Here is a 23,385-nt window from a genome sequence, read left to right as displayed (position 1 = left end):
AGGAAGCGAGATGACCTACGACTACATCATCGTCGGCGCGGGCTCGGCCGGCTGCATCCTTGCGAATCGCCTGAGCGCATCGGGCCGGCACTCGGTGCTGCTGCTCGAAGCGGGCGAGCGCGACGCGTCGTTCTGGTTCAAGGTACCGGTCGGCTTCACGAAGACCTACTACAACCGCCGCTACAACTGGATGTACTACAGCGAGCCCGAAGCGCAGCTCGCCGGGCGCAAGCTGTACTGCCCGCGCGGCAAGGTGGTCGGCGGATCGGGCTCGATCAATGCGATGGTCTACGTGCGCGGCCAGCGCGGCGACTACGACGACTGGGCGAAGGCCGGCAATCCGGGCTGGGCATACGACGACGTGCTGCCGTACTTCCGCAAGCTCGAAACCCACGCGGCGGGCACGACCGATCCGCAGCATCACGGCGCGACGGGGCCGATCCACATCACGTCGATGAAGGCCGACGTGCATCCGATCGTCCACGAGTTCCTGAAGGGCTGCGGGCAGCTGAACCTGCCGCGTACCGACGATTTCAACGGCGCGCAGTTCGAAGGCGCGGGCATCTACGACCTGAACACGAAGCACGGCGAGCGCTGTTCGAGCAGCTTCGCGTACCTGCGGCCCGCGCTGGGTCGTCCGAACCTCACGCTGCGCTCGGGCGTCCTCGTGCAGCGCGTAACGTTCGACGGCACGCGTGCGACCGGCGTGGTCGTCGCGGGAGAGCACGGCGACGAAACGATCGTCGCCGCGCGCGAGGTGATTCTCGCCGCCGGCGCGGTCGATACGCCGAAGCTGCTGCAACTGTCGGGCGTCGGCGATCCGGCGTTGCTCGCGCGGCATCGCGTGCCGCTCGTGCACGCATTGCCGGCCGTCGGCCGCAACCTGCAGGATCACCTGTGCGTGAGCTTCTACTTCAAGGCGAACCGGCCGACGCTGAACGACGAGATGGGCACGCTGCTCGGCAAGATGAAGATCGGGCTGCGCTACCTGCTGACGAAGCGCGGCCCGCTCGCGATGAGCGTGAACCAGGCCGGCGGTTTCTTCCGCGGCTCGGACGACGCGCACGAACCGAACCTGCAGCTCTACTTCAACCCGTTGTCGTACCGGATCCCGAAGAGCGACCGCGCGAGCATCAAGCCCGAGCCGTATTCAGGCTTCCTGATCGCGTTCAACCCGTGCCGGCCGACGAGCCGCGGCACGATCGAGATCGCGTCGAACCGCGCCGAGGATGCCGCGAAGATCCACATCAACGCGCTGACCACGCGGAAGGATCTCGAAGAAGCCGTGCAGGGCAGCAAGGTGATCCGTGCGCTGATGCGCGCGCCGGCGTTGAAATCGATGACCGTCGAGGAAATTTCGCCGGGCCCGCAAGTCGATTCCGATGAAGCGATGCTGCAATACTTCCGCGAGCAGTCGGGTTCGATCTACCACCTGTGCGGCTCGTGCGCGATGGGGCCCGACGCGGCGACATCCGTCGTCGATGCGTCGCTGCGCGTGCACGGGCTGCAGGCGCTGCGGATCGTCGATGCGTCGGTGTTTCCGAACATCACGTCGGGCAACATCAACGCGCCGACGATGATGGTCGCGGAGAAAGGGGCCGACCTGATTCTGGCCGACGCGCTGCGCGGCGAGATGGCCGGCGCGCGCGAAGGCGAACCGGAAACCGTCGCGCACTGATCCGGCGAACGGGGCCCGCGCGGCCCCTGCTCTCCCCGGCTGCCGCATCGGCCATGCCGGCGGCACGCCGCTTGCTCGCCCGGGCCGGAAAGGAGGGCACATCATGGCGACTCATCTCGGGCAACCCGGCCGGCCGCGCGGCCTCGCCGGGCGCATCGCCGGCCGCATCATGCGCCGGCACAACCGGCTGGACAACGTGTGGACCCTATCGCTGCTGTCGATCGGCGACAGCGACCGGGTACTCGAAGTCGGGTTCGGCCCCGGCGACGCGATCCGGCTCGCGACCGAAGCGGCCCCGTCCTGCCACGTGGCGGGCGTCGATCACTCGCTGACCATGCTGGCCGCCGCGAAGCGCCTGAACCGCGTGCCCATCGAACAAGGGCGCGTGCACCTCGGCCTCGGCTCCGTCGACGCGCTGCCGTTTCCTGACGACGCGTTCGACAAGGCGTTCTCGATCAACTGCATCTACTTCTGGCCGGCGCCTGAACGCGGCCTGGGCGAATTGCGCCGGGTCATCCGGCGCGGCGGGATCGTCGCGATCACCGTCCGCGACATCGACCGCGCCCCCTACGATGCCCATCGGCCCGACAAGCTCGCGCGGCTGATGAGCGACGCGAATTTCGAGTCGGTCGCCGTGCAGCGCAACGGCACGGCGTCGCATCCGCTTGCCTGCGTGCTGGGCACCAAGTAGGCGGGCGTGGCGTGAAGACACGTGCCGGCGAGTCCGCTGCGTCGACAACTGACCGGAAACACCTGCTCGTCGCACGAATCCCGTCGGCGGAATCCTGTAAAAAACGGCGCACCGCTCCGTGAACTGACCCCACGAAGTTGGACGGTTAAAATCTAAGCGGCCGAGGGCTGAGTCCTGTATTGCACGGGACTCAGCCCGTTTAATTTGAGCTTGATGCGTTCGTGGTTGTAGTAGTGAATGTAGCGGCTCAACGCATCTCGCAACTGCTCCACGTTCGTAAAGCGCGCCAGCCGATAGCACTCGGATTTCAGCGTGCCGAAGAAGCTCTCCATGGCTGCGTTATCAAGGCAGTTACCTCTGCGCGACATGCTCTGGGTGAGCGCATGCTGCTTCAACAACCGACGGTAGGCGGGCATCTGATACTGCCAGCCTTGATCCGAATGCAGTAACGGCCGTCCTTCATCATCGAGCTTGGCCACCGCCTTCTTCAACATGCCGCTGACCAACTCGAAGCTCGGGCGCTCATCCATTTGGTAAGCGACGATCTCCCCGTTGTACAAGTCCATTACCGGCGACAGATAGAGCTTTTGGCCCCCTACATTGAATTCGGTCACGTCGGTCACCCACTTCTGATTCGGGCGTTCAGCATCAAACTGCCGCCGCAGTAGATTTGGGGCAACGCGGCCGACTTCGCCTCGCCAGGAACGATATCTCTTCGGGCGTACCAGAGATTTCAACTGCAGTTGTCCCATCAACCGCTGCACGGTCTTGTGATTGATCGCGTGTCCCGCTTGCCGGATCACTGTCGTGATTCGCCGATAGCCGTAACGGCCCTTGTGGTGGTCGTACACGCTCCGGATCTTCACTTTGAGATCCGCATACCGATCGCCAGCATCCAATACCTTGAGTTGGTAATAGAACGTGCTGCGTGCCAGACCTGCCGCCTTCAGTAACGCGGCTACCGGATGGCATTGCCTAAGCTCACGTATTATTTGCGTTTTTTCCTGGGCGCTGTCTGCTTCTTTGATTGCAGCAGCGCATCGAGCTTTTTTAGGTATGCCACCTCCGCGCGCAAATACACGATTTCCTTGAGCAGTTCCTCGCGGCTCGGCTCTTTCTGCGCGGCATCATCGGTAGGCTTCGGTGGCGGCAAGGTGGTCATCTTCGGGGGACGTCCTCGGCGACGAGGCATCAAGGCTTCTATACCGCCCTCATGATACAGGCGCTCCCAAACCGGGATGCTCCGTTCATTGCGAATGCCGAATATCACCGCCACTCGGGCATATGACAACTCATCGCGCCACATCCGTTGGAGCACCGATAGCTTGAATCGCGCGTCGTAGTGGCTGTGCTTCTTGCTCAGTCCGTCTTCGCCATGCTCGCGATAGCTCGCCACCCAACGTCGGACCATCGTGCTACCCACGCCGTAACGATGCGCAAGTGCCTTGGTCCCAGCCTCTCCAGCCAGGTATGCCTGAACCACCCGACGTCGGAAACGTTCGTCGTACTTCGTCATGAAAAACACCCCAAAGGTTGGATCTAGTCCAACTTTTGGGGTGCAGTTCACTCCGCGATGCGCCGTTTTTCATTCACGCTGCGATCCGGCCGCTCAAGCCATGCTCGCGCGCTTCTCCACGAACCGTCTCACATACTCGTCCGCCGGCCGCGACAGGATGTCGTCCGGCGTCCCGACCTGCACGAGCGTGCCGTCGCGCAGGATCGCGATCCGGTCGCCGATGCGCAACGCCTCGTCGAGATCGTGCGTGATGAACACGATCGTCTTGGAAAGCGTCGCCTGCAGTTCGAGCAACTGATCCTGCATCTCGGTGCGAATCAGCGGATCGAGCGCGGAGAATGCCTCGTCCATCAGCAGCACGTCGGTGTCGGCCGCCAGCGCGCGCGCGAGGCCGACGCGCTGTCGCATCCCGCCCGACAGCTCATCCGGGTAATGGTCGCCGTAGCCGTCGAGCCCGACCTTCGTCAGCCAGTTGCGCGCCGCGTCGGCCGCGTCGTGCCGCTTCTCGCCGCGCGTGCGCAGCGCATACGCGGCGTTGTCGAGCACGGTCTGGTGCGGCAGCAGCCCGAAGTTCTGGAACACCATGCTGACCTTGAATCGGCGCAATTCGCGCAACCCGTGCGCGTCGAGCTTGATCACGTCGCGACCGTCGATCACGATCTCGCCGGCGGTCGGCTCGATCAGCCGGTTGAAGTGCCGCACGAGCGTCGATTTCCCGGAACCCGACAGCCCCATGATCACGAAGATCTCGCCCGACTCGATGCCGAGGCTCACGTCGTTGAGTCCGACGTTGCAGCCCGTTTCGGCCAGTACGTCGGCCTTGCGCTTGCCGCCCCGCAGCAGGTCGAGCACGCGCGCATGCGCGGCCTGCGGCCCGAACAGCTTGTACACGTGTTTGACGTCGATGGTCGCCATGTTCGCCTCCGTTCCTATGCGCGCGACGATTGCGTCGCCTGATTCGAATCGACGCCCGCGGCCGGCGCCTTGCCCGGCAGCCGGTACGGCACGCGCGACGCGCCCCGCTGCCGGCGCTGCTGCGCGAGCCGCCGCCGGGCGCGCCGCTCCTGGCCGAAGCCCTGGCTGATCCGGTCGATCACGATCGCGAGAATCACGATCGCGAGGCCGGCCTGCGTGCCCTTGCCGACGTCGAGCGTCTGGATGCCGGCGAGCACGTCCTCGCCGAGCCCGCGCGAGCCGATCATCGATGCGATCACGACCATCGACAGCGCCATCATCGTCGTCTGGTTGATGCCGGCCATGATGCTCGGCCGCGCCAGCGGCAACTGCACGTTGACGAGCAGTTGCCAGCGCGTGGTGCCGAACGCGCGCGCGGCTTCCGTCACGTCCGGATCGACCTGGCGGATGCCGAGATCGGTCAGGCGAATCAGCGGCGGCAGCGCGTAGATGATCGTCGCGAGGATCGCGGGCACCTTGCCGAGACCGAACAGCATCAGCACCGGAATCAGGTACACGAAGCTCGGCAGGGTCTGCATCACGTCGAGCACCGGCAACAGCATCCGGCGCAGCCAGGCGCTGCGCGACGCGAGGATGCCGAGCGGCACGCCGACCGCGACCGACAGCACCGTCGCGACGAGCATCAGCGCGAGCGTCTGCATCAGCTTGTCCCACAGGCCGAAGCAGCCGATCGCATAGAGCAGCAGCATGAAGAGCGCGCCGAGCCCGATGCGGCGCGTCGCGTTCCAGGCAATCGCGCCGACGACCACCAGCACGAGCCACGGCGGCGCCGCGCGCAGCGCGCCTTCGAGCGGCACGAGCAGGTAGCGCAGGACCAGCACGCTGAAATGATGGAAGCCGTCGCCGTATTGCGCGACGAACGTCTCGAGCGCGCTGTTGACCCAGTCGGCGATCGACAGGTGCAGAAAGAAACCGTCCATGTTGATTCTCCGTCGCGCCGCGAAGGCGCGTGACGGCGGCGGCAGGCGCGGGCCCGCCGCCGCGCGCGGGTTACGCGCCCTTCAGGCTGCCGGCGATCTTCTGCGCGACGTCGGCCGGCACCCACTGCTTCCACATGTCCGGGTGGGTCTTCAGGAACTGCGTGGCCATCGCCGCGCCGTCGATCTTCTTCGTCGTCATCTCGAGGATCGTCTGGTTCAGGAAATCCATCGGAAAACGCACCTTGCCGAATACGCCGACGAGATCGGGGTTCGCATCGGCGAACGGCTTCGACACGCCGACCGTCAGCCGCGACACCATGTACGACGACGCGCACTGGTGCGTGCTGCTCTCGTCGCGCAACGTCTTCCAGCATGCTTCGTTATAGGCCGGCATCTTCAGCGCGGTGAACTTGTACTTCGCCATCAGCGCGGCCGGGCCCCAGTAATAGAACACGATCGGCGCGCCGCGCTGGTACGCGGACGCGATCGCCGCGTCCAGCGCCGCGCCCGTGCCCGGATGGAAGTTCGTATAGGACTGGTCGAGCTTCAGCACGCGCAGCAGACGCGTGTTCACGCGCTCGCAGTCCCAGCCGGTCGGGCAGTTCAGGAAGCGGCCCTTGTCCGGCTCCTCCTCGTCGGCGAACACCTGCTTGTACTTCGGCAGATCGTCGACCGACACGAGCCCCGGTGCGACCGGCTTGATGTGCCGCGCCGGATCGCCCTTCACCACGTAGTCGGGCACGAACCAGCCTTCCGTCGTGCCGCCCGGCAGCGTGTCGCCGATCAGCTTCACGGCGCCCGACGCGACGGCCTTCTCGGTGATCTCGCTACGGCCCGTCCACTGCTCGGCCCAGATCTGCAGGTCGTTACGTGCGAGCGCCGTTTCGGTGGCGGCCGTGCTGCCCGGCACGACGTCCGTCTTGCAGCCGTAGCCCTTCTCCATGATCTGCCGCAGCACCTCGGTCGCGAACGATCCGCTCTCCCACGTGATGCTCGCGAAATGGACCGTCTTGCCGTCGGTGCACGCGCCGCCGGCCGCGTGGGCCGCGGGCGCGGACAGGATCGCCGCGGCGGCGAGAAGGACCGTTTTCAGTCGTCGAATCTGCATGGTGGGTCGTCTCCAAATCGAATCTGTTGTTTATGCGTCGCGGCAGGCGCGGCGACCGCGCATCGCGAATGCATCCACGTCCGGTCAGCCTGCATGTTTGAGCCGCCAATTTGTTTAGGGAAACGAGTAATTCCGATCATTGCAATCGGCAGCGCCAATCGATCGCCCGACGCGCTGCGAGGCCCGTGCGGCGGGCCTCCCGGCTGTTTTCAGGTGGGGCGGCCGCGGCCCGGCGCGGGCGGCATTGCGCGCTGTTCGCCCGTTGCCCGGCCGACATCGAACCGTGACGCCGGGCCGCCCGTTTCCACTGTCGAAATCGCCGTCGCGCCCCATTGGCGAACCCGATCCCATCCATCGAAATTACTCGCTTTCGATTCCGTTTCGGCTTCGCAAGAATGCGCGGTGTCATCGGAGGAGACACGACCCGACGTTGCCGGGTGCCGCGCCGCCGCGCATCGCGCGATCCGGCGCCGCACGCGCTGCGCCGGATCGCCCCGGATGACGGGGCGCGCCTTGCCGGACGCGCTCACGACAACCGATACAAGCTGGATATCCCGGAGATCTCATCAATGAAAAAGACCCTGACGGCGCTCGCCGTAACGGCAACCTTCGCCGTGCCCGCGTTCGCGCAAAGCAGCGTCACGCTGTACGGCGTGATCGACGAAGGCCTGAACTACACCAACAACGTCGGCACCGGCCACGTCTACGAGATGGCCAGCGGCTACGCGCAGGGCAGCCGCTGGGGCCTGAAGGGCAGCGAGGATCTCGGCGGCGGCATGAAGGCGATCTTCCAGCTCGAAAACGGCTTCGACGTGAACAGCGGCCGGCTCGGCCAGGGCGGCCGCATGTTCGGCCGCCAGGCGTACGTGGGCCTGAGCCAGACGCAGTACGGCACGCTGACGTTCGGCCGCCAGTACGATTCCGTCGTCGACTATCTCGCGCCGACCACCGCCAACGGCAACTGGGGCGGCTATCTGCTCGCGCACCCGTTCGACAACGACAACACCGACAACTCGTTCCGCCTCGACAACACGGTGAAATACGCGAGCCCGAACTTCGGCGGCTTCCAGTTCGGCGGCGCATACAGCTTCAGCAACAGCACCGGTTTCTCCGACAACCGCGCGTACAGCTTCGGCGCGCAGTACCAGCACGACGGGCTGCTGATCGGCGCCGCGTACCTGCAGGCGAACCATCCGGGCAACGGCTCGGCCGGCGCGATCACCGCGAACGACGCGAGCTACATCGCCGAGCGCATGCGCGTGTTCGGCGCGGGCATCAACTATACGTTCGGGCCGGCGACGGTCGGCCTCGCGTACACGAACTCGAACTACAAGAACCCGACCGGCAACGGCTACCTCGGCACGCCGGGCGCGATCATCGCGCCGGGGGCGACGGTCAGCGCGATCAAGTACCAGAACTTCGAGGTGAACGGTTCGTACCAGATCACGCCGGCGTTCATGGTCGGCGCGCAGTACGTGCTGTCGCTCGAAAAGTACGACGCCTCGAGCGGCGACGCGAAGCCGAAGATCCATTCGGTCGGGCTGATGGCCGACTACAACCTGTCGAAGCGCACCGACGTGTACGTGCAGGCCGCGTACCAGCACATCGCCGGCGACCGGACGAACTCGATCCTCGACAACGCATTCATCCCCGGCACGGACGCGCCGTCGTCGACGTCGAACCAGGTGGCCGTACGGCTCGCGCTGCGCCACAAGTTCTGACGCAAGCCGGTTCTCCGTTCTTCACGCGACACCCGCGCCGGTCTGCGCGACGTGTCTTTGCCCGCCCGCAGGCACAGGTCTGCCGGCGGGCTTTTTCATCGGCGCGGCAATCGGTGCGTGAACGACATGACCCGCCGGAATCGGTGAAGATCGCGCGCGTGCCCCGTCAACCATGACAGCTCGACAGCCGGCGATCCGCCGATACACTGTGAGCCATCCCGACGGTCGCGATCGACCTCGTCACCGATGCCGGCCGTCGCTTCGATTGCGCACGGCACTTCCGCGTCCCGCCCGCCCCGCACACCTTCCGCACGCTTTCAAAGGAGCCGCACTTGAAGCACTGGCGTTATGCGCTGTTCGCCTTCGCCGGCCTCGTCGTCGCCGCGTCGTCTCACGCCCATCCCGTTTGCACCGTCGTCGCCGACGCCACCACCGGCAAGGTGCTCGTGCAGCAGGGCGACTGCACGACCCGCGTGACGCCCGCATCGACGTTCAAGGTCGCCATCGGCCTGATGGGCTTCGACGCCGGCGTGTTGAAGGACGAGCACACGCCCACGCTCGACTTCCACGCCGGCTACCCCGACTGGGGCGGTGCGCCGTGGCGCGAGCCGACCGATCCGGCACGCTGGATGAAGCTGTCGATCTTCTGGTATTCGGAGCAGGTCGCGCAGGCGCTCGGACAGGCACGCTTCCAGCAGTACACGAGCGCGTTCGGCTACGGCAACGCCGACGTCACCAGCAAGCAGGGCGAACGCCCCGGCGTGATGGGCGCGTGGGTCAACGCGTCGCTACGGATCTCGCCGCTCGAACAGGTCGCGTTCATGCGCAAGATCGTGCAGCGGACGCTGCCCGTCAGCGCGCATGCATACGACATGACCGCGCGCATCACGCTGATCGACGCGCAACCGGGCGGCTGGACGGTGCACGGCAAGACCGGCACCGGCTCGCCGGGCCTCAAGTACGACGCTGCACGCGCGTACGGCTGGTTCGTCGGCTGGGCCACGAAGGGGCCGCGCACGCTGGTGTTCGCGAACCTGATCCAGGACGACGAGCGGCAAACGCCGAATGCCGGCCTGCGCTCGCGCGACACGTTCCTCGCGGCGCTGCCGACCCTCGCCGAACCGGCCCGGCCACAATGAGCGCCGCCCCCCGCAACGCCCGCATCGACCTGCTGCGCGGCGTATCGATCCTGCTCGTCCTGCTGCATCACTTCAACATCGCGTATCCGCTGCGCGACACCGCGCTCGCACGCGCGCTCGGCTGGGACACGATCCATGCGATCGTGCGCAACGGCAATTACGGCGTGACGATGTTCTTCGCGATCTCGGGCTACCTGATCACGTCGAACGCACGCCGCCGCTGGGGCAGCCTCGGCGCGCTCGACGTGCACGCGTTCTACGTGTCGCGCATCGCGCGGATCGTCCCGTGCCTGCTTCTGCTGCTCGCGCTCGTCAACGGCCTCGCGGCGGCCGGCGCGCCGATCTTCATGAACCATGCACCGCAGGGCGTCGCCGTGTCGTACTGGCTCGTGAATCTGGCATCGCTCACGTTCTGGATGAACGTGCTGATCGGCGCGTACGGATGGGTCAACTATGCGCTCGGCGTACTGTGGTCGCTGTCGGTCGAAGAAGTGTTCTACCTGTCGTTCCCGCTGCTGTGCATCGCACTGCGCCGCGACACGCGGCTGTTCGCGTTCTGGCTGCTGGTTGCCGCGATCGGTCCCGTGTACCGCTACACGCATCCGGGCGACGAAGGCGGCTTTCTGTACGCGTACTTCGCATGCTTCGACGGCATCGCGATCGGCTGCTGCACCGCGCTGCTCGCCGACCGCGCGCGCTGGCAGAAGCTTGCGGCCGCGCCCGTGCAATGGCTCGTCGCCGCACTGATGACCGCGCTCTATCTCGCGTGGCCGATCGCCGAAAGCCATGTATTCGGCGTGTCCGCAATGGCACTCGGCACGGCCGTGCTGCTGATCGGCGCGCATTCGGAACGCATACCCGTTCACGGCCGCGGGCTCGCGCCACTGCGCTGGAGCGGCCGGCTCAGCTACGAGCTGTATCTGTTCCACCTGATCGTGCTCGGCGCGCTTCGCACGTTCCGGCCGCCGGCCGCCACGCATGGCGACGGCAAACTGGCGCTGCTCGTCGCGTATCTGGTGCTGTCGGCAGGATTGAGTGCAGTCGTGGCGCGCGGCTATGCGACGCCGCTCGACCGCTTCATCAAGCGCGTCGCGTCGAGGCCTGCGGTGCAGGTGACCGACAGCGCGCGCGTCTAGCTGCCCGCGTGTGGCGCCGAGCAAAAAAGAAACCGGCCAGGGATGGCAGGAACCCGATGCGGCGGCACGATGAATGGAAACTGGAAGAATCGGCATGGCCGATGAAAGAATATGCGCGGGGCGCCGCATCCGGGCACCCCGCGCGGCCGGGCTCAGCCGGCGTATGCGGCGGCGGCGCAGCGCACGGTGACGATGCGCGCCGGCGGAAGATTGGCCCAGACGATCCGGCTGTCGCACGCGACGAATGCCGAATCGCCGAACGGATGACGGCCGGGCGGACGCAGGTCGTACGTAAATTGAATCATCACGCCGTCGGCCGACAGCACGCGGTGACATTGCCCGACGATCGCCGCCACGTCCTCACGCGGCAGCGTGCGCAGCGGCAGGCACGACACGATCGCGTCGACCGTGGCGCCCGGCGGCAGCAGCCGCTCGAGTTGCCGCGCGTCGCCCGACACGATCGAGATTCCGGGAAAGCGTCGCCGCAGATGCTGCACGAACGCCGGCGAGCGTTCGACCACCACGAGCCGCCGCGGCGCGACGCCGCGCTCGAGCAGCGCGGCGGTAATTGCGCCGGTGCCGCCGCCGAGTTCGACGACCAGCCCGTCGCCGTCCGGCACCGCATCGGCCATCTCGCGCGCCAGATGCCGCGAACTCGGGCACAACGCGCCCACCGCGGCCGGGCGGCCGACCCACTCGCGCACGAACAGTGCCGAGACACGCCACGCGTTCGGCCACATCATAGGCGAGCCTCCGGCGCTTGCGCGGTCAGCGGCGGCATGCCGACGACTGCGCGGGACTGGGCTACGGCGATACGGGCAAGGTTCATGCGCATCCTCCTGGGGCGAATCGGTCCGCCGCGGGACACGCGGCGATCAATCGATTCTAGGAAACGCAAACTTAAGGTGACGTGAAGATTGTCCCTGATTCCCCTGACCAATTCGTGCCGGATCAGCCGCCGAACGCCGATCAGCGATCGACGCGCTGCTGCAAGTGCGCGGGATAACGCTCGCCGACAATCCGGATCTGCTGCAGCGCCGTCTCGATCGCGGCGAGGTCGTCGGCTGTCAGCGCCACGGCGGCCGCCCCCACGTTCTCGTCCAGCCGATGCAGCTTCGTCGTGCCCGGAATCGGAACGATCCACGGTTTGCGGGCCAGCAGCCACGCCAGTGCGATCTGCGCACGTGTGGCGCCGCGCTCGGTCGCGATCCGGCCGAGCAGATCGACGAGGCCCGCGTTCGCCTTGCGGTTTTCCTCCGAGAAACGCGGCACGACGTTGCGGAAATCGTTCTCGGCGAACGTCGTGTTCGCATCGATCGCGCCGGTTAGGAAGCCTTTCCCGAGCGGGCTGAACGGCACGAAGCCGATGCCGAGCTCCTCGAGCGTCGGCAGGATCCGCGTTTCCGGCTCGCGCCACCACAGCGAATACTCGCTCTGCAGCGCGGCGACCGGCTGCACCGCGTGCGCGCGGCGAATCGTCTGTTCGCCGGCTTCCGACAGCCCGAAGTGCGCGACCTTGCCCTCGCGAATCAGGTCCCTGACCGTGCCGGCCACGTCCTCGATCGGCACGTTCGGATCGACGCGATGCTGATAGAACAGGTCGATGCGATCGACCTTCAACCGCTTCAGTGCGGCGTCGGCCACCTCGCGGATATGCGACGGCCGGCTATCGACGCCCTTCATCGCCTCGCCGTTCTCGAAGCCGAACTTGGTGGCGATCACGACCTGGTCGCGAAACGGCGCGACCGCCTCGCCGACCAGTTCCTCGTTGACGAACGGGCCATACGCCTCCGCCGTATCGAAGAACGTCACGCCGCGCTCGAACGCCGCGCGGATCAGCGCGATGCCGCTCGCCTTGTCGGTGGCCGGCCCGTAGCCGTAACTCAATCCCATGCAGCCGAGCCCGAGTGCCGAGACTTCGAGGCCGCTGTTTCCAAGCGTGCGTGTTTGCATGAATCCCTCTGCTGAAAATGAAGACGATCGATGGAATGCCGGAAACCAGTGTAGGTTGATGGATACCGCTCAACAATCCGCGTACCATTTCATGCGTTATTGAGGGAATTTCATCAATTCTTCGCACCGGCGTCGGCGAACTCACGACCTTCATCACGATCGCGGAGCAGCGCAGCTTCAGCGGGGCGGCGCGCATCCTGGGCGTGTCGCCCTCGGCGCTGAGCCATGCGATCCGCCACCTCGAAGCACGGCTCGGCGTGCGGCTGTTCAATCGCACGACGCGCTCCGTCGCGCTGACGGAGGCCGGCGAGCAACTGCTGCTGCGCGTCCGGCCCGCGGTAGCCGATCTCGAGGATGCGCTGAACGACGCCGCGACCGCCCGCAACCGGCCCTCCGGCCAGATCCGGATCAGTGCGTCGGAAGCGGCATCGCGCCCGCTGATCCTCCATGTGCTCCCTGCGTTCGCCGCGCGCTATCCGGACATCCACGTCGAATTCGTCGTCGATTCGCGACTGATCGACATCGTCGAGCACGGTTTCGACGCCGGCATCCGCGTTCATGAAGACGTGCCGCGCGACATGATCGCCGTGCGCTTCGGCGACCCGATGCGCTTCATCGCGGTGGCGTCGCCCGATTACCTGTCGCGCCACGCGGCGCCGGAGAGCCCGCAGGATCTCGCGCGTCATGCATGCATTCGCTACCGCTTCGAGAGCGGCGCGCTCCATCGCTGGGAGCTGACGCGCGACGGCAAGCGCGTGACCATCGACGTCGACGGGCCGCTGACGCTCGGCAACCAGAACCTGATGGCCGACGCCGCGCGGTCCGGCATCGGGATTGCCTGGGTCATGGAATCGCGCGTGACGGACCACCTGATGGCCGGACGGCTGGTACGCGTGCTGCCCGAATGGAGCCAGACCTTCGACGGCCTGTGCCTCTACTATCCGGCGAACCGTCATCCGCCGGCCGCGTTGAGGTTGTTCGTCGAAGCCGTGCGCGAGTGGGCGGCACGGCCCGGGCCGTGAACCGCGCGCCACGCTCGCCGCACGACGCGCGACACACCCTCACCGCAGGTTGGTTCTCGCGAGTTCGACGATCTCGTCGCCGCGCCCGCTGAGGATCGCGCGCAGCATGAACAGGCTGAAGCCCTTCGCATGCGCGAGTTCGATCTTCGGCGGCATCGCGAGCTCGTACTTCGACGTGACGACGTCGACCACCGCCGGCCCGTCATGCTCGAACGCCGTGCGCAACGCGTGCTCGACATTCTCCGAATGCTCGACGCGCACGCTGAAAATACCGGCGCCCTTCGCGATCGCCGCGAAGTCGGTCGGGCTCAGGTCCACGTTCGTGTCGAGATAGCCGGCCGCCTTCAGCTCCATCGACACGAAGCCGAGCAGACTGTTGTTGTACACGACGATCTTGATCGGCAGGTTGAGCTGGCGCGCGCTCAGCAGATCGCCGAGCAGCATCGACAGCCCGCCGTCGCCGGACAACGACACCACCTGCCGCCCCGGATGCGCGCCCTGCGCGCCGAGCGCCTGCGGCATCGCATTCGCCATCGACCCGTGGTTGAACGAGCCGTGCAGTTGCCGCTTGCCGTTCATCGTCAGGTAGCGCGCGGCCCACAGCGTCGGCGTGCCGACGTCGGCCGTGAAGATCGCGTCGTCGGCCGCGACTTCGTCGACGATCTTCGTCAGGTACTGCGGATGGATCGCGCGGCCCGGCGGCTCGGCCACCGCGAGATCGTCGAGCCCCTTGCGCGCGGCCGCGTAGTGCTTCAGCGCGTTCTCGAGGAAGCGCCGCTGGGTCTTGCGCGTGAGCCTCGGCAGCAACGCCGCGATCGTTTCCTTCACGGTGCCGACGAGCCCGAGCGCGAGCGGCGCGCGATGGCCGAGCTGCGAACCCTTCCAGTCGATCTGCGCGACCTTCGCGTTCGACGGATAGAACGGCCGGTACGGAAAATCCGTGCCGAGCATCAGCAGCGTGTCGCACGATTCCATCGCGTGATAGCCGGAGCTGAAGCCGATCAGCCCCGTCATCCCGACGTCGAACGGGTTGTCCCATTCGACGAACTGCTTGCCGCGCAGCGCGTGCACGACCGGCGCGCCGAGCGTGTCGGCCAGCGCGACCACTTCGTCGTGCGCGCCCTGCGTGCCGCTGCCGCACAGCAGCGTGACCGCGTCGGAGCTGTTCAGCAATGCCGCGAGCCGGTCGAGATCAGCATCGGCCGGCAGGATCGACGGCGACGACGACTCGCTCCACGCCGGCGCTTCGTCCGGACCGTCGCCGAGCGCGATGTCGCCCGGCAGCACGATCACCGCCACGCCGCGTTCCTCGATCGCGGTGCGCATCGCGCGCGCGAGCACGCGCGGGAACTGCGACGCGTTGGTCACGAGCTCCGCGAAGTGGCTGCACTCGCGGAACAGCTCCTGCGGATGAGTTTCCTGGAAGTAGCCGAGCCCGATTTCGGTCGACGGGATGTGCGCGGCGATCGCGAGCACCGGCTGGTGGTTGCGGTGGCAGTCGTACAGCCCGTTGATCAGGTGCAGGTTGCCGGGGCCGCAACTGCCCGCGCACACCGCGAGCCGCCCGGTCGACGCGGCATCCGCGCCGGCCGCGAACGCGGCGCTTTCCTCGTGCCGCGTATGCATCCAGCGGATCGCCCCGATCTGGGCCAGGCTGAACGACAGGCCGTTCAGGCTGTCGCCCGTCACGCCCCAGATGCGCTCGACGCCGGCCGCAGCCAGCGTTTTCGCCAGGTATTCCGCCATCGTCTGTCTTGCCATCACGCCCTCACTCGTTGATTGATCGAGACATGCATCAATCGGCCGTGCGCTCGTACGCATCGCCGACCGGACGAGCATACGCGACTGGCCCGCGCCGCGTCGCGACGGTGCAAGCGGGCCGATTCCCGTAGGAGGCGCACACATGCGATTGGTTCGATCCGACGCCGCGCCGCGCGGCCGGTGTCATCGTTTCGTCACCGTCGCGCAGGCGAATGGACAGGCTGGCTGGCGCCGCGCTCAGCTCCAGTCGGACGCCGACTCGTCCGGATCGACGAGCGTGAGCCCCGCCGCCGGCAGCGGCAACGCGGTCTTGTAGCGCACCTGCTTCAGCGCGAAGCTCGACCGGATGTTCGATACGCCGGGAATGGTCGTGAGACGCTCGATGATGAAACGCTCGAGCGTGCGCATGTCGGGCATCACGACGCGCAGCAGATAGTCGGCGTCGCCCGACATCAAATAGCACTCCATCACCTCGGGCCGCTGCGAGATCGCTTCCTCGAAACGCTGCAGCGCATCCTCGACCTGCTTCTCCAGACTGACCTGGATGAACACGTTGATCCGCAGCCCGAGCGGCTCCGGATCGAGCAGCGTGACCTGCTGCCGGAACAGCCCGAGCTTCTCCAGCGCACGCACGCGGTTGAAGCACGGCGTGGTCGACAGATTCACCGCGCGCGCCAGTTCCGCGTTCGTGATCCGCGCGTTCTGCTGAAGCTGGTTCAGGATGCCGATGTCGATGCGGTCGAGCCGCTTGGGGGACGCGCTCATGGTTTGAATATTCCTTCCATCATGACAATGGCAGAATATTTACACTATATCGCAGCAAATTCCCAATGAAATCAGACGCCTATTCTGTCGATCGACGCGTAGCATGAGTCCCATTGATGCGTGCCTCCGCCGGCGCGCGGGAGACTCACATGACGGATCTGTCGAACGGTATCGAACACGCGCGGCGCGCGGCCCTCGCGCGCGTCGATGCGGACCCGGAAGAAACCGCCGAATGGCTCGACGCACTCGATGCGGTGGTCGCGCACGTCGGCCGCGACCGCGCGCAATACCTGTTCGACCGCCTCGCCGAGCATGCGCGCGCGAGCGGCCTCGCGTCGCCGCGCACGCCCGTCACGCGCTACCTGAACACGATTCCGCTCGCCGAGCAGCCGCCGTATCCGGGCGATATCGATCTCGAGGAACGGCTGTCGGCGGCGCTGCGCTGGAACGCGCTCGCGATGGTCGTGCGCGCGAACCGCGCGTACGGCGAACTCGGCGGCCACATCGCGAGCTATGCGTCGGCGTCCGACCTGTTCGAAACCGGCTTCAACCATTTCTTCCGCGCGGCGGCACCCGCGAGCGGCGACGCATCCGGCACGGCCGGCGGCGATCTCGTGTACTTCCAGCCGCATTCGTCGCCGGGCGTCTACGCGCGCGCATACCTCGAAGGCTTCCTCACCGAGGATCACCTGAAGCATTACCGCCGCGAAATCACCGGCCCGGGCCTGTGCTCGTATCCGCACCCGTGGCTGATGCCCGATTTCTGGCAGTTCCCGACCGGCTCGATGGGCATCGGCCCGATCAACGCGATCTACCAGGCGCGCTTCATGCGCTACCTGCAGCATCGCGGCCTCGCGAACACCGCGGGCCGCACCGTGTGGGGCTTCTTCGGCGACGGCGAGATGGACGAACCCGAATCGCTCGGCGCGCTGTCGCTCGCCGCCCGCGAGGGGCTCGACAATCTCGTGTTCGTGATCAATTGCAACCTGCAGCGGCTCGATGGCCCGGTGCGCGGCAACGGCCGCGTGATCGACGAACTCGAAGCGCAGTTCGCGGGCGCCGGCTGGAACACGATCAAGGTGCTGTGGGGCTCCGACTGGGATCCGCTGTTCGCACGCGATCACGCGGGCGCCCTCGCCCGTGCGTTCGCCGAGACGGTCGACGGCCAGTTCCAGACCTTCTCCGCGAACGACGGCGCATACAACCGCGCGCGCTTCTTCAGCCAGGACCCTGCGCTCGAAGCGCTCGCCGCACAGCTCACCGACGCGGAGATCGACCGCCTGCGCCGCGGCGGCCACGACGCGCGCAAGCTGCACGCGGCGTATGCACGCGCACTCGCGCACCGCGGCCAGCCGACCGTGATTCTCGCGAAGACGATGAAGGGTTACGGGATGGGCGCCGCCGGCCAGGGCCGGATGACGACCCATCAGCAGAAGAAGCTCGACGTCGACGATCTGAAGGCGTTCCGCGACCGCTTCCGGTTGCCGCTGTCGGACAGCGACGTCGAACAGTTGAAGTTTTACAAGCCAGCGGAAGACAGCCCGGAAATGCGTTACCTGCATGCACGCCGGGCTGCCCTGGGAGGCTATCTGCCCAGAAGGCGGAGAGTGGCGTCGAAGGGGCTGACCGTCCCTTCGATGCCGGCCTGGGGAGCGTTCGCGCTGGACGCGGCCGGCCGTGAGATGTCGACGACGATGGCGCTCGTGCGCATGCTCGCCGCACTGATCAAGGATCGCGACATCGGTTCGCGCGTCGTGCCGATCGTCGCCGACGAGGCGCGCACGTTCGGCATGGCCAGCCTGTTCCGGCAAGTCGGCATCTACTCGCCGTTCGGCCAGCGCTACGAGCCGGAGGATCTCGGCTCGATGCTCTATTACCGCGAGGACACGCGCGGCCAGATCCTCGAGGAAGGCATTTCGGAAGCGGGGGCGATCTCGTCGTGGATCGCGGCCGCGACGTCGTACAGCGTGCACGACCTGCCGATGCTGCCGTTCTACATCTACTACTCGATGTTCGGTTTCCAGCGCATCGGCGACCTGATCTGGGCCGCGGCCGACCAGCGCTCGCGCGGCTTCCTCGTCGGCGCGACGTCCGGGCGCACCACGCTCGGCGGCGAGGGGCTGCAGCACCAGGACGGCAGCAGCCACCTCGCCGCGTCGACGATTCCGAACTGCCGTGCGTACGATCCGGCGTTCGCGTATGAAGTCGCGATGATCGTCGATGCCGGCATGCGCGAGATGGTCGAAGCGCAGCGCGACGTGTTCTATTACGTGACGGTCACGAATGAGAACTACGCGCAGCCGTCGATGCCCGGCGGCGATGCGTCGGCATTGCGCGAAGGCGTGCTGAAGGGGATGTATCCGCTGCCGGCGGAATCGCACGCGAGCGCGCGGGTGCAGTTGCTCGGCGCGGGCGCGATTCTCGGCGAAGTCATCGCCGCGCAACGGATGCTGAAGGACGACTGGGGAATCGACGCGGCCGTGTGGAGCGTCACGAGCTTTACCGAACTGCAACGCGACGGGATGGAGGCCGAACGGCTGTCCCGCCTCGACGACGCACCGGTCGTGCCATACGTCGCGCAGGTGCTCGCCGCATCGCGCGGGCCGGTGATCGCCGCGACCGATTACGTGCGCGCGGTGCCCGAACTGATCCGCGCGTACATACCGCGCCGCTACGTGACACTCGGCACCGACGGGTTCGGACGCAGCGACACGCGCGATGCGTTGCGCGCGTTCTTCGAGGTCGATCGCGCGAGCATCGTGCTCGCTGCGTTGAAGGCGCGGGCGGATGAAGGCGAGATCGACAATACCGTCGTGCGCACCGCGCGCGAACGGCTCGGCAAGGCTCCGCGGTCGGACCTCGCGCCATGGCAACGCTGATCGGGCGATACGAACGGGCGGCGGCCAACGGCAGCTCTTCGACCAGCGCGAGTCGATCGCCTAGCCGAAGAGACGAGGGTCCAGCGCGAACGCTTCTTTGCCGACGACTTTCACACTCGACGCAAAATCCGCATGCATCGGGTTCAGCAGCAAATTGAAGTCGGTCGGGCAGACGACTGACGGCACGCGCATCGCCAACTGCTCGCCCGCTTCAAGCCAGGCCTGCCCGATCCGGGCAGTCGACTCCGGATCCCGTGACAATGCCGCCCAATCGTCCGGCAGGTTCGGCTGGTACGCGTCGTCGTGGACGGTGTCGGGCACGTCGAGCGTCACCAGGAAAAATCCGCCTGCGGGAAGCAAGCCGGACAGATGAACGAGCGCCTCCAGCAACGACGTCGACGCATGGCAGCAGGTGTACAGCACGCGCATGCCGCGAGGATTCCAGCGGCCCCCCGTGATCGCCGCACCGTTCCCGCTCAAGTCGTCCGCCAGATAGCGGCCCTTTCGTTCTTTCGCGAGACGGTACAGCCTCACGCAGCGACCCCGAACTGTGCACGGTTCAGAATATCCCGCACACGGTCGTAGCCAGGCTGCACGTCGAGCACTTCGATCGGCTTCAAACCGTCGAGCTCCGCGTTCGCGCGGCTCATCCACTCCGCTGCCCGCTTGCCATCCTCGAACAGATCGGTGGCGAGATCCAGCACATAGAGCACGCGCGCCACGCGATCGGACTCGCCTTGCGACAGCCGATCGTGCTTGGCAATTTTTCGCAGAATGGTCGAGCTGGGCAGGCTCAGTGCATTCAAGAGGGTTTGAACCGGCACACCGAGCAACTCGCGCGCCACGCGCTCGATGATGGCCGCGTCGAAGCCATCGGCGATCGCGCGCCGCTGCGACATCGGCGCCATCCGGCGAAAGGTGTCGAAATCGCCCGTGCCGGTACCCAGACCGTTCGCGCTGCCCGTTGCCTTTGCGGCGCGGGACGCGGCCGCCCGCTTGGCCGGCTGGCGGCCCGCAGATGAGGTTGCCGTCATAACGACTCCCGAATGGGTCAATTAATTCTCCCATTGTATACTCTCAATCGGGAGTTTTCCATTATCCAAATGGCATAGCCGTCGTCGCCGGACATTGACGACGCGCCGCGCTACACCGGCAGCACATGCGTCGACAGAATCTCCTTCAGCACCATGAATGACCGCACCTGACGCACGCCCGGCAGATAGATCAGTTGCTCCGCGTGCAGCCGGTTGAAGCTCTCGTTGTCGCGCGTGCGCACCAGCATGAAGTAGTCGAATTCGCCCGTCACGACGTGGCATTCGACACACCCCGACACCTTCTGCGCGGCCTTCTCGAACGCGGCGAACGCCTCCGGCGTCGAGCGGTCGAGCACGAAGCCGATCACGACGAGCATGCCGGCCCCGAGCGGCTTCGGGTCGAGCAGCGCGACGATCCCGCGAATCATCCCCATCTCCTTGAGCCGTTCGACGCGCCGCAGGCACGCCGGCGCGCTCAGCTTCACCTTGGCCGCGAGGCTCACGTTCGAGATCGACGCATCCTGCTGAAGCTGCCTGAGGATCGCGCGATCGATGCGATCGAGCGCGGGCGCGGCATCGGCCGACGTCGCCGACCGTGCACTTAATTTCATTGCGTCACCCTCCAGTTTTTTGAATCCGAATTGCTCGATTGGTGTTCGATTCGTTATCAACGTAGGCCAACGATATTTATTTCGCAAGCTCATTTCTCGCTTGCATGCTTATCATTTTTTCATCGGGAGACGGCATGCCGGCTCCTCCCGAGCGCACCGATTCCCGGGCAACCCCCGCCTTTCCGGAGACAGATTCGATGAACCTGCAACGCTTCCCCCGTTATCCGCTGACGTTCGGCCCCACCCCGATTCAGCCGCTCAAGCGCCTGAGCGCACACCTCGGCGGCAAGGTCGAGCTGTATGCGAAGCGCGAGGACTGCAACAGCGGCCTCGCGTTCGGCGGCAACAAGACCCGCAAGCTCGAATACCTGATCCCCGACGCGCTCGCGCAGGGCGCGGACACGCTCGTGTCGATCGGCGGCGTCCAGTCGAACCAGACGCGGCAGGTCGCGGCCGTCGCCGCGCATCTCGGGATGAAATGCGTACTCGTACAGGAGCATTGGGTCAATTTCGACGATCCCGTGTACGACCGCGTCGGCAATATCCAGTTGTCGAGGATGATGGGCGCCGACGTGCGGCTCGTGGCGGACGGTTTCGACATCGGGATTCGCCGAAGCTGGGAAGAAGCGATGGAAAGCGTGCGCCAGGCAGGCGGCAAGCCGTATCCGATTCCGGCCGGATGCTCCGAGCACCCGCTCGGCGGCCTCGGGTTCGTCGGGTTCGCCGAAGAAGTGCGGCAACAGGAAGCCGAACTCGGCTTCAAGTTCGACTACGTCGTCGTGTGCTCGGTAACGGGCAGCACGCAAGCGGGCATGGTGGTCGGCTTCGCGGCCGACGGGCGCGCCGATCGCGTGATCGGGATCGACGCGTCGGCGACGCCCGAACGCACGCGCGAACAGATCACGCGCATCGCGCGGCATACGGCCGAGCTGGTCAGTCTCGGCCGCGATATCGTCGAACAAGATGTCGTGCTCGATACGCGGTATGGCGGCCCCGAGTATGGCTTGCCGAGCGATGGCACGCTGGAAGCGATTCGCCTATGCGCACGACTCGAAGGCATGCTGACCGACCCCGTCTACGAAGGGAAATCGATGCACGGGATGATCGATAAGGTGAGGCTTAGGGAATTCGAGCCGGGGTCGAAGGTGCTGTATGCGCATCTGGGCGGGGCGCCGGCGTTGAGCGCGTATAGCGAAATTTTTCGTAACGGGTGACGGTACTTTTCGAGACAGTTCGCACTCAATGCCGTCGGTGCCCCACACCGACACGCATACAAATTGAAATGCCGCCGGTGAGCCGGCGGCAAAAGATGCGTCCACGGATGCGGTGCACCTGAGGCACTCGATTCAACGCATGCGGATCATGCTCGACGGAACGACCCGCGCGATGCAGCAGTGCGCAACGCGCCCGCTCAGTTCTGTGTGAGCGGATTTAGCGTCGTGCACAGGAAGCCCGTGCAGTTCTTGGGCGTGAAATAGAACGACGCCATCACCGGCGAGGAAACGCCGAGCGCGATATCGCTCAGATACGCAGCGCCCTGCGCACCGAACGTATTGGCTTGCTGCACGAAGCTCGCGCCGGTCGACTGGATCGCGGCCGACTGGTATGAGAAGGTCGGCGACTGCGTCTGGTCCTTCACGTAGATCCACGAGATCGCCGTACCGAATGCCATCCCGCCCTTCGCGCGATAACCCTTCGTCCCTTCGCTGTTGGCCTGTGCGATGAAGTCGCTGACGCTCGACGTCGGCGCCAGCGCGTCGTACGTGTAGGTCGCATTCGACGCATTGTTCTTCATGTACACGTTCGCCTGCACGGCGCCCACCATCATCGGGCCGAGGAACCAGTAGCCCGACTGGCCCTGCCCGTTCGCCTGTGTGAGGAACGCGTTCGCATCGGCCGGCAGGCCCGTCGTCGTATACGTGTAGGTGGCGGACGAACCGCCATCCTTGCGATAAAGATCGCCGTAAGTGAGCGGTCCTTCGTAGCGGTAGCCGCTCGCCCCTTGTGCGTTGGCCGCATTGACGAAGGACGTCATGTCGGCCGGCGCCGTCTGCAGCTGGTACGTGTAGGTCTGCACGGTGCCGTCGTTCACGAAGATCGACTGCGTGCCGCCGTTGCCCGAAGCGTAGAAGTAGTCACCCAGATACCGATAGCCCTTCGCGCCTTCACTGTTGACCAGCGCCAGGAAGCTCGCCCTGTCGGCCGCAACAGGCTGCGCCTCATAGCGCCAGGTCAGCGTGTTGCCGCTCGAGCCGCCCGAACCGCCGGTGCCGCCGGAACCCGTGCCGCCCGTCCCGCCACTACCGCCGTTGTTGGTCGTGCCCGAACCGCCGGACGCGGCGGGCGAGGAATTGTCGTCGCCACCGCCGCACGCGGTCAGCGCGAGGCAGGTCAATGCAATCAGTGCAGCGGCTTTCATCGGGATCACCTTTCAAACGCACGGGACGAACGCAGCCAGTGCGCGCGAATCACGCCG

At 66.1% G+C, this 23,385-nt stretch carries 20 protein-coding genes; 8 read left to right on the top strand and 12 right to left on the bottom strand.

Going from position 1 to position 23,385, the window contains the following annotated elements:
* Positions 1–10: 10 nt before the first annotated feature.
* Entirely contained in the window at positions 11–1,678 is a 1,668-nt protein-coding gene (locus CFB46_RS21045) for a GMC family oxidoreductase (protein ID WP_089501135.1), read from the top strand.
* A gap of 103 nt (positions 1,679–1,781) precedes the next feature.
* Positions 1,782–2,369 (top strand): class I SAM-dependent methyltransferase, encoded by a 588-nt coding sequence (locus CFB46_RS21040; protein WP_089501134.1) that lies wholly within the window; start codon positions 1,782–1,784, stop codon positions 2,367–2,369.
* A 152-nt stretch (positions 2,370–2,521) separates the two neighbouring features.
* Here the strand turns inward: CFB46_RS21040 and CFB46_RS21035 are convergent.
* The 4 genes from CFB46_RS21035 to CFB46_RS21020 all read right to left on the bottom strand — a co-directional run bounded on the left by CFB46_RS21035 (position 2,522) and on the right by CFB46_RS21020 (position 6,888).
* Positions 2,522–3,885 (bottom strand): IS3-like element ISBmu5 family transposase gene (locus CFB46_RS21035; protein ID WP_089502286.1). Its coding sequence is split into 2 segments (ribosomal slippage): positions 2,522–3,423 and positions 3,423–3,885, totalling 1,365 coding nucleotides; the frame shifts between segments, so codons are not numbered across the junction.
* Between the two features lie 93 nt (positions 3,886–3,978).
* On the bottom strand, positions 3,979–4,800 hold the full coding sequence (locus CFB46_RS21030) for a quaternary amine ABC transporter ATP-binding protein (RefSeq protein ID WP_051421336.1): 822 nt from the start codon (positions 4,798–4,800) through the stop codon (positions 3,979–3,981).
* 14 nt (positions 4,801–4,814) lie between these two features.
* The gene (locus CFB46_RS21025) at positions 4,815–5,780 is read right to left on the bottom strand and encodes an ABC transporter permease (protein ID WP_089501133.1); all 966 of its coding nucleotides are present in this window, start codon (positions 5,778–5,780) and stop codon (positions 4,815–4,817) included.
* A gap of 70 nt (positions 5,781–5,850) precedes the next feature.
* On the bottom strand, positions 5,851–6,888 hold the full coding sequence (locus CFB46_RS21020; protein WP_089501132.1) for an ABC transporter substrate-binding protein: 1,038 nt from the start codon (positions 6,886–6,888) through the stop codon (positions 5,851–5,853).
* Positions 6,889–7,457: 569 nt separating this feature from the next.
* On the opposite strand from CFB46_RS21020, the gene CFB46_RS21015 reads away from it, so the two are divergent.
* The 3 genes from CFB46_RS21015 to CFB46_RS21005 all read left to right on the top strand — a co-directional run bounded on the left by CFB46_RS21015 (position 7,458) and on the right by CFB46_RS21005 (position 10,884).
* On the top strand, positions 7,458–8,609 hold the full coding sequence (locus CFB46_RS21015; RefSeq protein WP_089501131.1) for a porin: 1,152 nt from the start codon (positions 7,458–7,460) through the stop codon (positions 8,607–8,609).
* A gap of 332 nt (positions 8,610–8,941) precedes the next feature.
* On the top strand, positions 8,942–9,748 hold the full coding sequence (gene blaOXA / locus CFB46_RS21010) for an OXA-1043 family class D beta-lactamase (RefSeq protein WP_089501130.1): 807 nt from the start codon (positions 8,942–8,944) through the stop codon (positions 9,746–9,748).
* On the top strand, positions 9,745–10,884 hold the full coding sequence (locus CFB46_RS21005) for an acyltransferase family protein (RefSeq protein WP_089501129.1): 1,140 nt from the start codon (positions 9,745–9,747) through the stop codon (positions 10,882–10,884). Before blaOXA ends, CFB46_RS21005 begins: the two co-directional genes overlap by 4 nt.
* A gap of 152 nt (positions 10,885–11,036) precedes the next feature.
* Here the strand turns inward: CFB46_RS21005 and CFB46_RS21000 are convergent, their stop codons facing one another.
* Together CFB46_RS21000 and CFB46_RS20995 are read right to left on the bottom strand one after the other, a co-directional pair.
* A complete protein-coding gene (locus tag CFB46_RS21000; RefSeq protein ID WP_089501128.1) occupies positions 11,037–11,627 on the bottom strand; it encodes a class I SAM-dependent methyltransferase in 591 nt (196 codons plus the stop codon).
* A gap of 226 nt (positions 11,628–11,853) precedes the next feature.
* The gene (locus CFB46_RS20995; RefSeq protein ID WP_089501127.1) at positions 11,854–12,837 is read right to left on the bottom strand and encodes an aldo/keto reductase; all 984 of its coding nucleotides are present in this window, start codon (positions 12,835–12,837) and stop codon (positions 11,854–11,856) included.
* A gap of 116 nt (positions 12,838–12,953) precedes the next feature.
* Between CFB46_RS20995 and CFB46_RS20990 the strand changes: the two genes are divergently transcribed.
* Positions 12,954–13,859 (top strand): LysR family transcriptional regulator, encoded by a 906-nt coding sequence (locus CFB46_RS20990; protein ID WP_089501126.1) that lies wholly within the window; start codon positions 12,954–12,956, stop codon positions 13,857–13,859.
* A gap of 39 nt (positions 13,860–13,898) precedes the next feature.
* Here the strand turns inward: CFB46_RS20990 and poxB are convergent, their stop codons facing one another.
* A complete protein-coding gene (gene poxB, locus CFB46_RS20985; RefSeq protein WP_089501125.1) occupies positions 13,899–15,620 on the bottom strand; it encodes a ubiquinone-dependent pyruvate dehydrogenase in 1,722 nt (573 codons plus the stop codon).
* Between the two features lie 237 nt (positions 15,621–15,857).
* A complete protein-coding gene (locus tag CFB46_RS20980; protein WP_027782137.1) occupies positions 15,858–16,385 on the bottom strand; it encodes an Lrp/AsnC family transcriptional regulator in 528 nt (175 codons plus the stop codon).
* 149 nt (positions 16,386–16,534) lie between these two features.
* Between CFB46_RS20980 and mdeB the strand changes: the two genes are divergently transcribed.
* Positions 16,535–19,264, top strand: a complete 2,730-nt coding sequence (mdeB, locus tag CFB46_RS20975) for an alpha-ketoglutarate dehydrogenase (RefSeq protein WP_089501124.1) — start codon at positions 16,535–16,537, stop codon at positions 19,262–19,264.
* Positions 19,265–19,324: 60 nt separating this feature from the next.
* Here mdeB and CFB46_RS20970 read toward each other — a convergent pair whose 3' ends face one another.
* The 3 genes from CFB46_RS20970 to CFB46_RS20960 form a co-directional block, all read right to left on the bottom strand.
* The gene (locus CFB46_RS20970; protein WP_089501123.1) at positions 19,325–19,798 is read right to left on the bottom strand and encodes an RES family NAD+ phosphorylase; all 474 of its coding nucleotides are present in this window, start codon (positions 19,796–19,798) and stop codon (positions 19,325–19,327) included.
* A complete protein-coding gene (parS, locus tag CFB46_RS20965; RefSeq protein ID WP_179235093.1) occupies positions 19,795–20,298 on the bottom strand; it encodes a type II RES/Xre toxin-antitoxin system antitoxin in 504 nt (167 codons plus the stop codon). Before parS ends, CFB46_RS20970 begins: the two co-directional genes overlap by 4 nt.
* 110 nt (positions 20,299–20,408) lie before the next feature.
* Positions 20,409–20,909 (bottom strand): Lrp/AsnC family transcriptional regulator, encoded by a 501-nt coding sequence (locus CFB46_RS20960; RefSeq protein ID WP_089501121.1) that lies wholly within the window; start codon positions 20,907–20,909, stop codon positions 20,409–20,411.
* 197 nt (positions 20,910–21,106) lie between these two features.
* Here CFB46_RS20960 and CFB46_RS20955 point away from each other — a divergent pair, with 197 nt between their 5' ends.
* Positions 21,107–22,123: a 1-aminocyclopropane-1-carboxylate deaminase gene (locus CFB46_RS20955; RefSeq protein WP_089501120.1), complete on the top strand. Its 1,017-nt coding sequence runs from the start codon at positions 21,107–21,109 to the stop codon at positions 22,121–22,123.
* Positions 22,124–22,320: 197 nt separating this feature from the next.
* Here the strand turns inward: CFB46_RS20955 and CFB46_RS20950 are convergent, their stop codons facing one another.
* On the bottom strand, positions 22,321–23,328 hold the full coding sequence (locus tag CFB46_RS20950; RefSeq protein ID WP_089501119.1) for a hypothetical protein: 1,008 nt from the start codon (positions 23,326–23,328) through the stop codon (positions 22,321–22,323).
* Between the last annotated feature and the right edge of the window lie 57 nt (positions 23,329–23,385).

Origin of the sequence: Burkholderia sp. HI2761 (assembly GCF_002223355.1) — a bacterium.
Lineage (GTDB): Bacteria > Pseudomonadota > Gammaproteobacteria > Burkholderiales > Burkholderiaceae > Burkholderia.
This window is presented reverse-complemented; position numbering and strand designations above follow the sequence as displayed.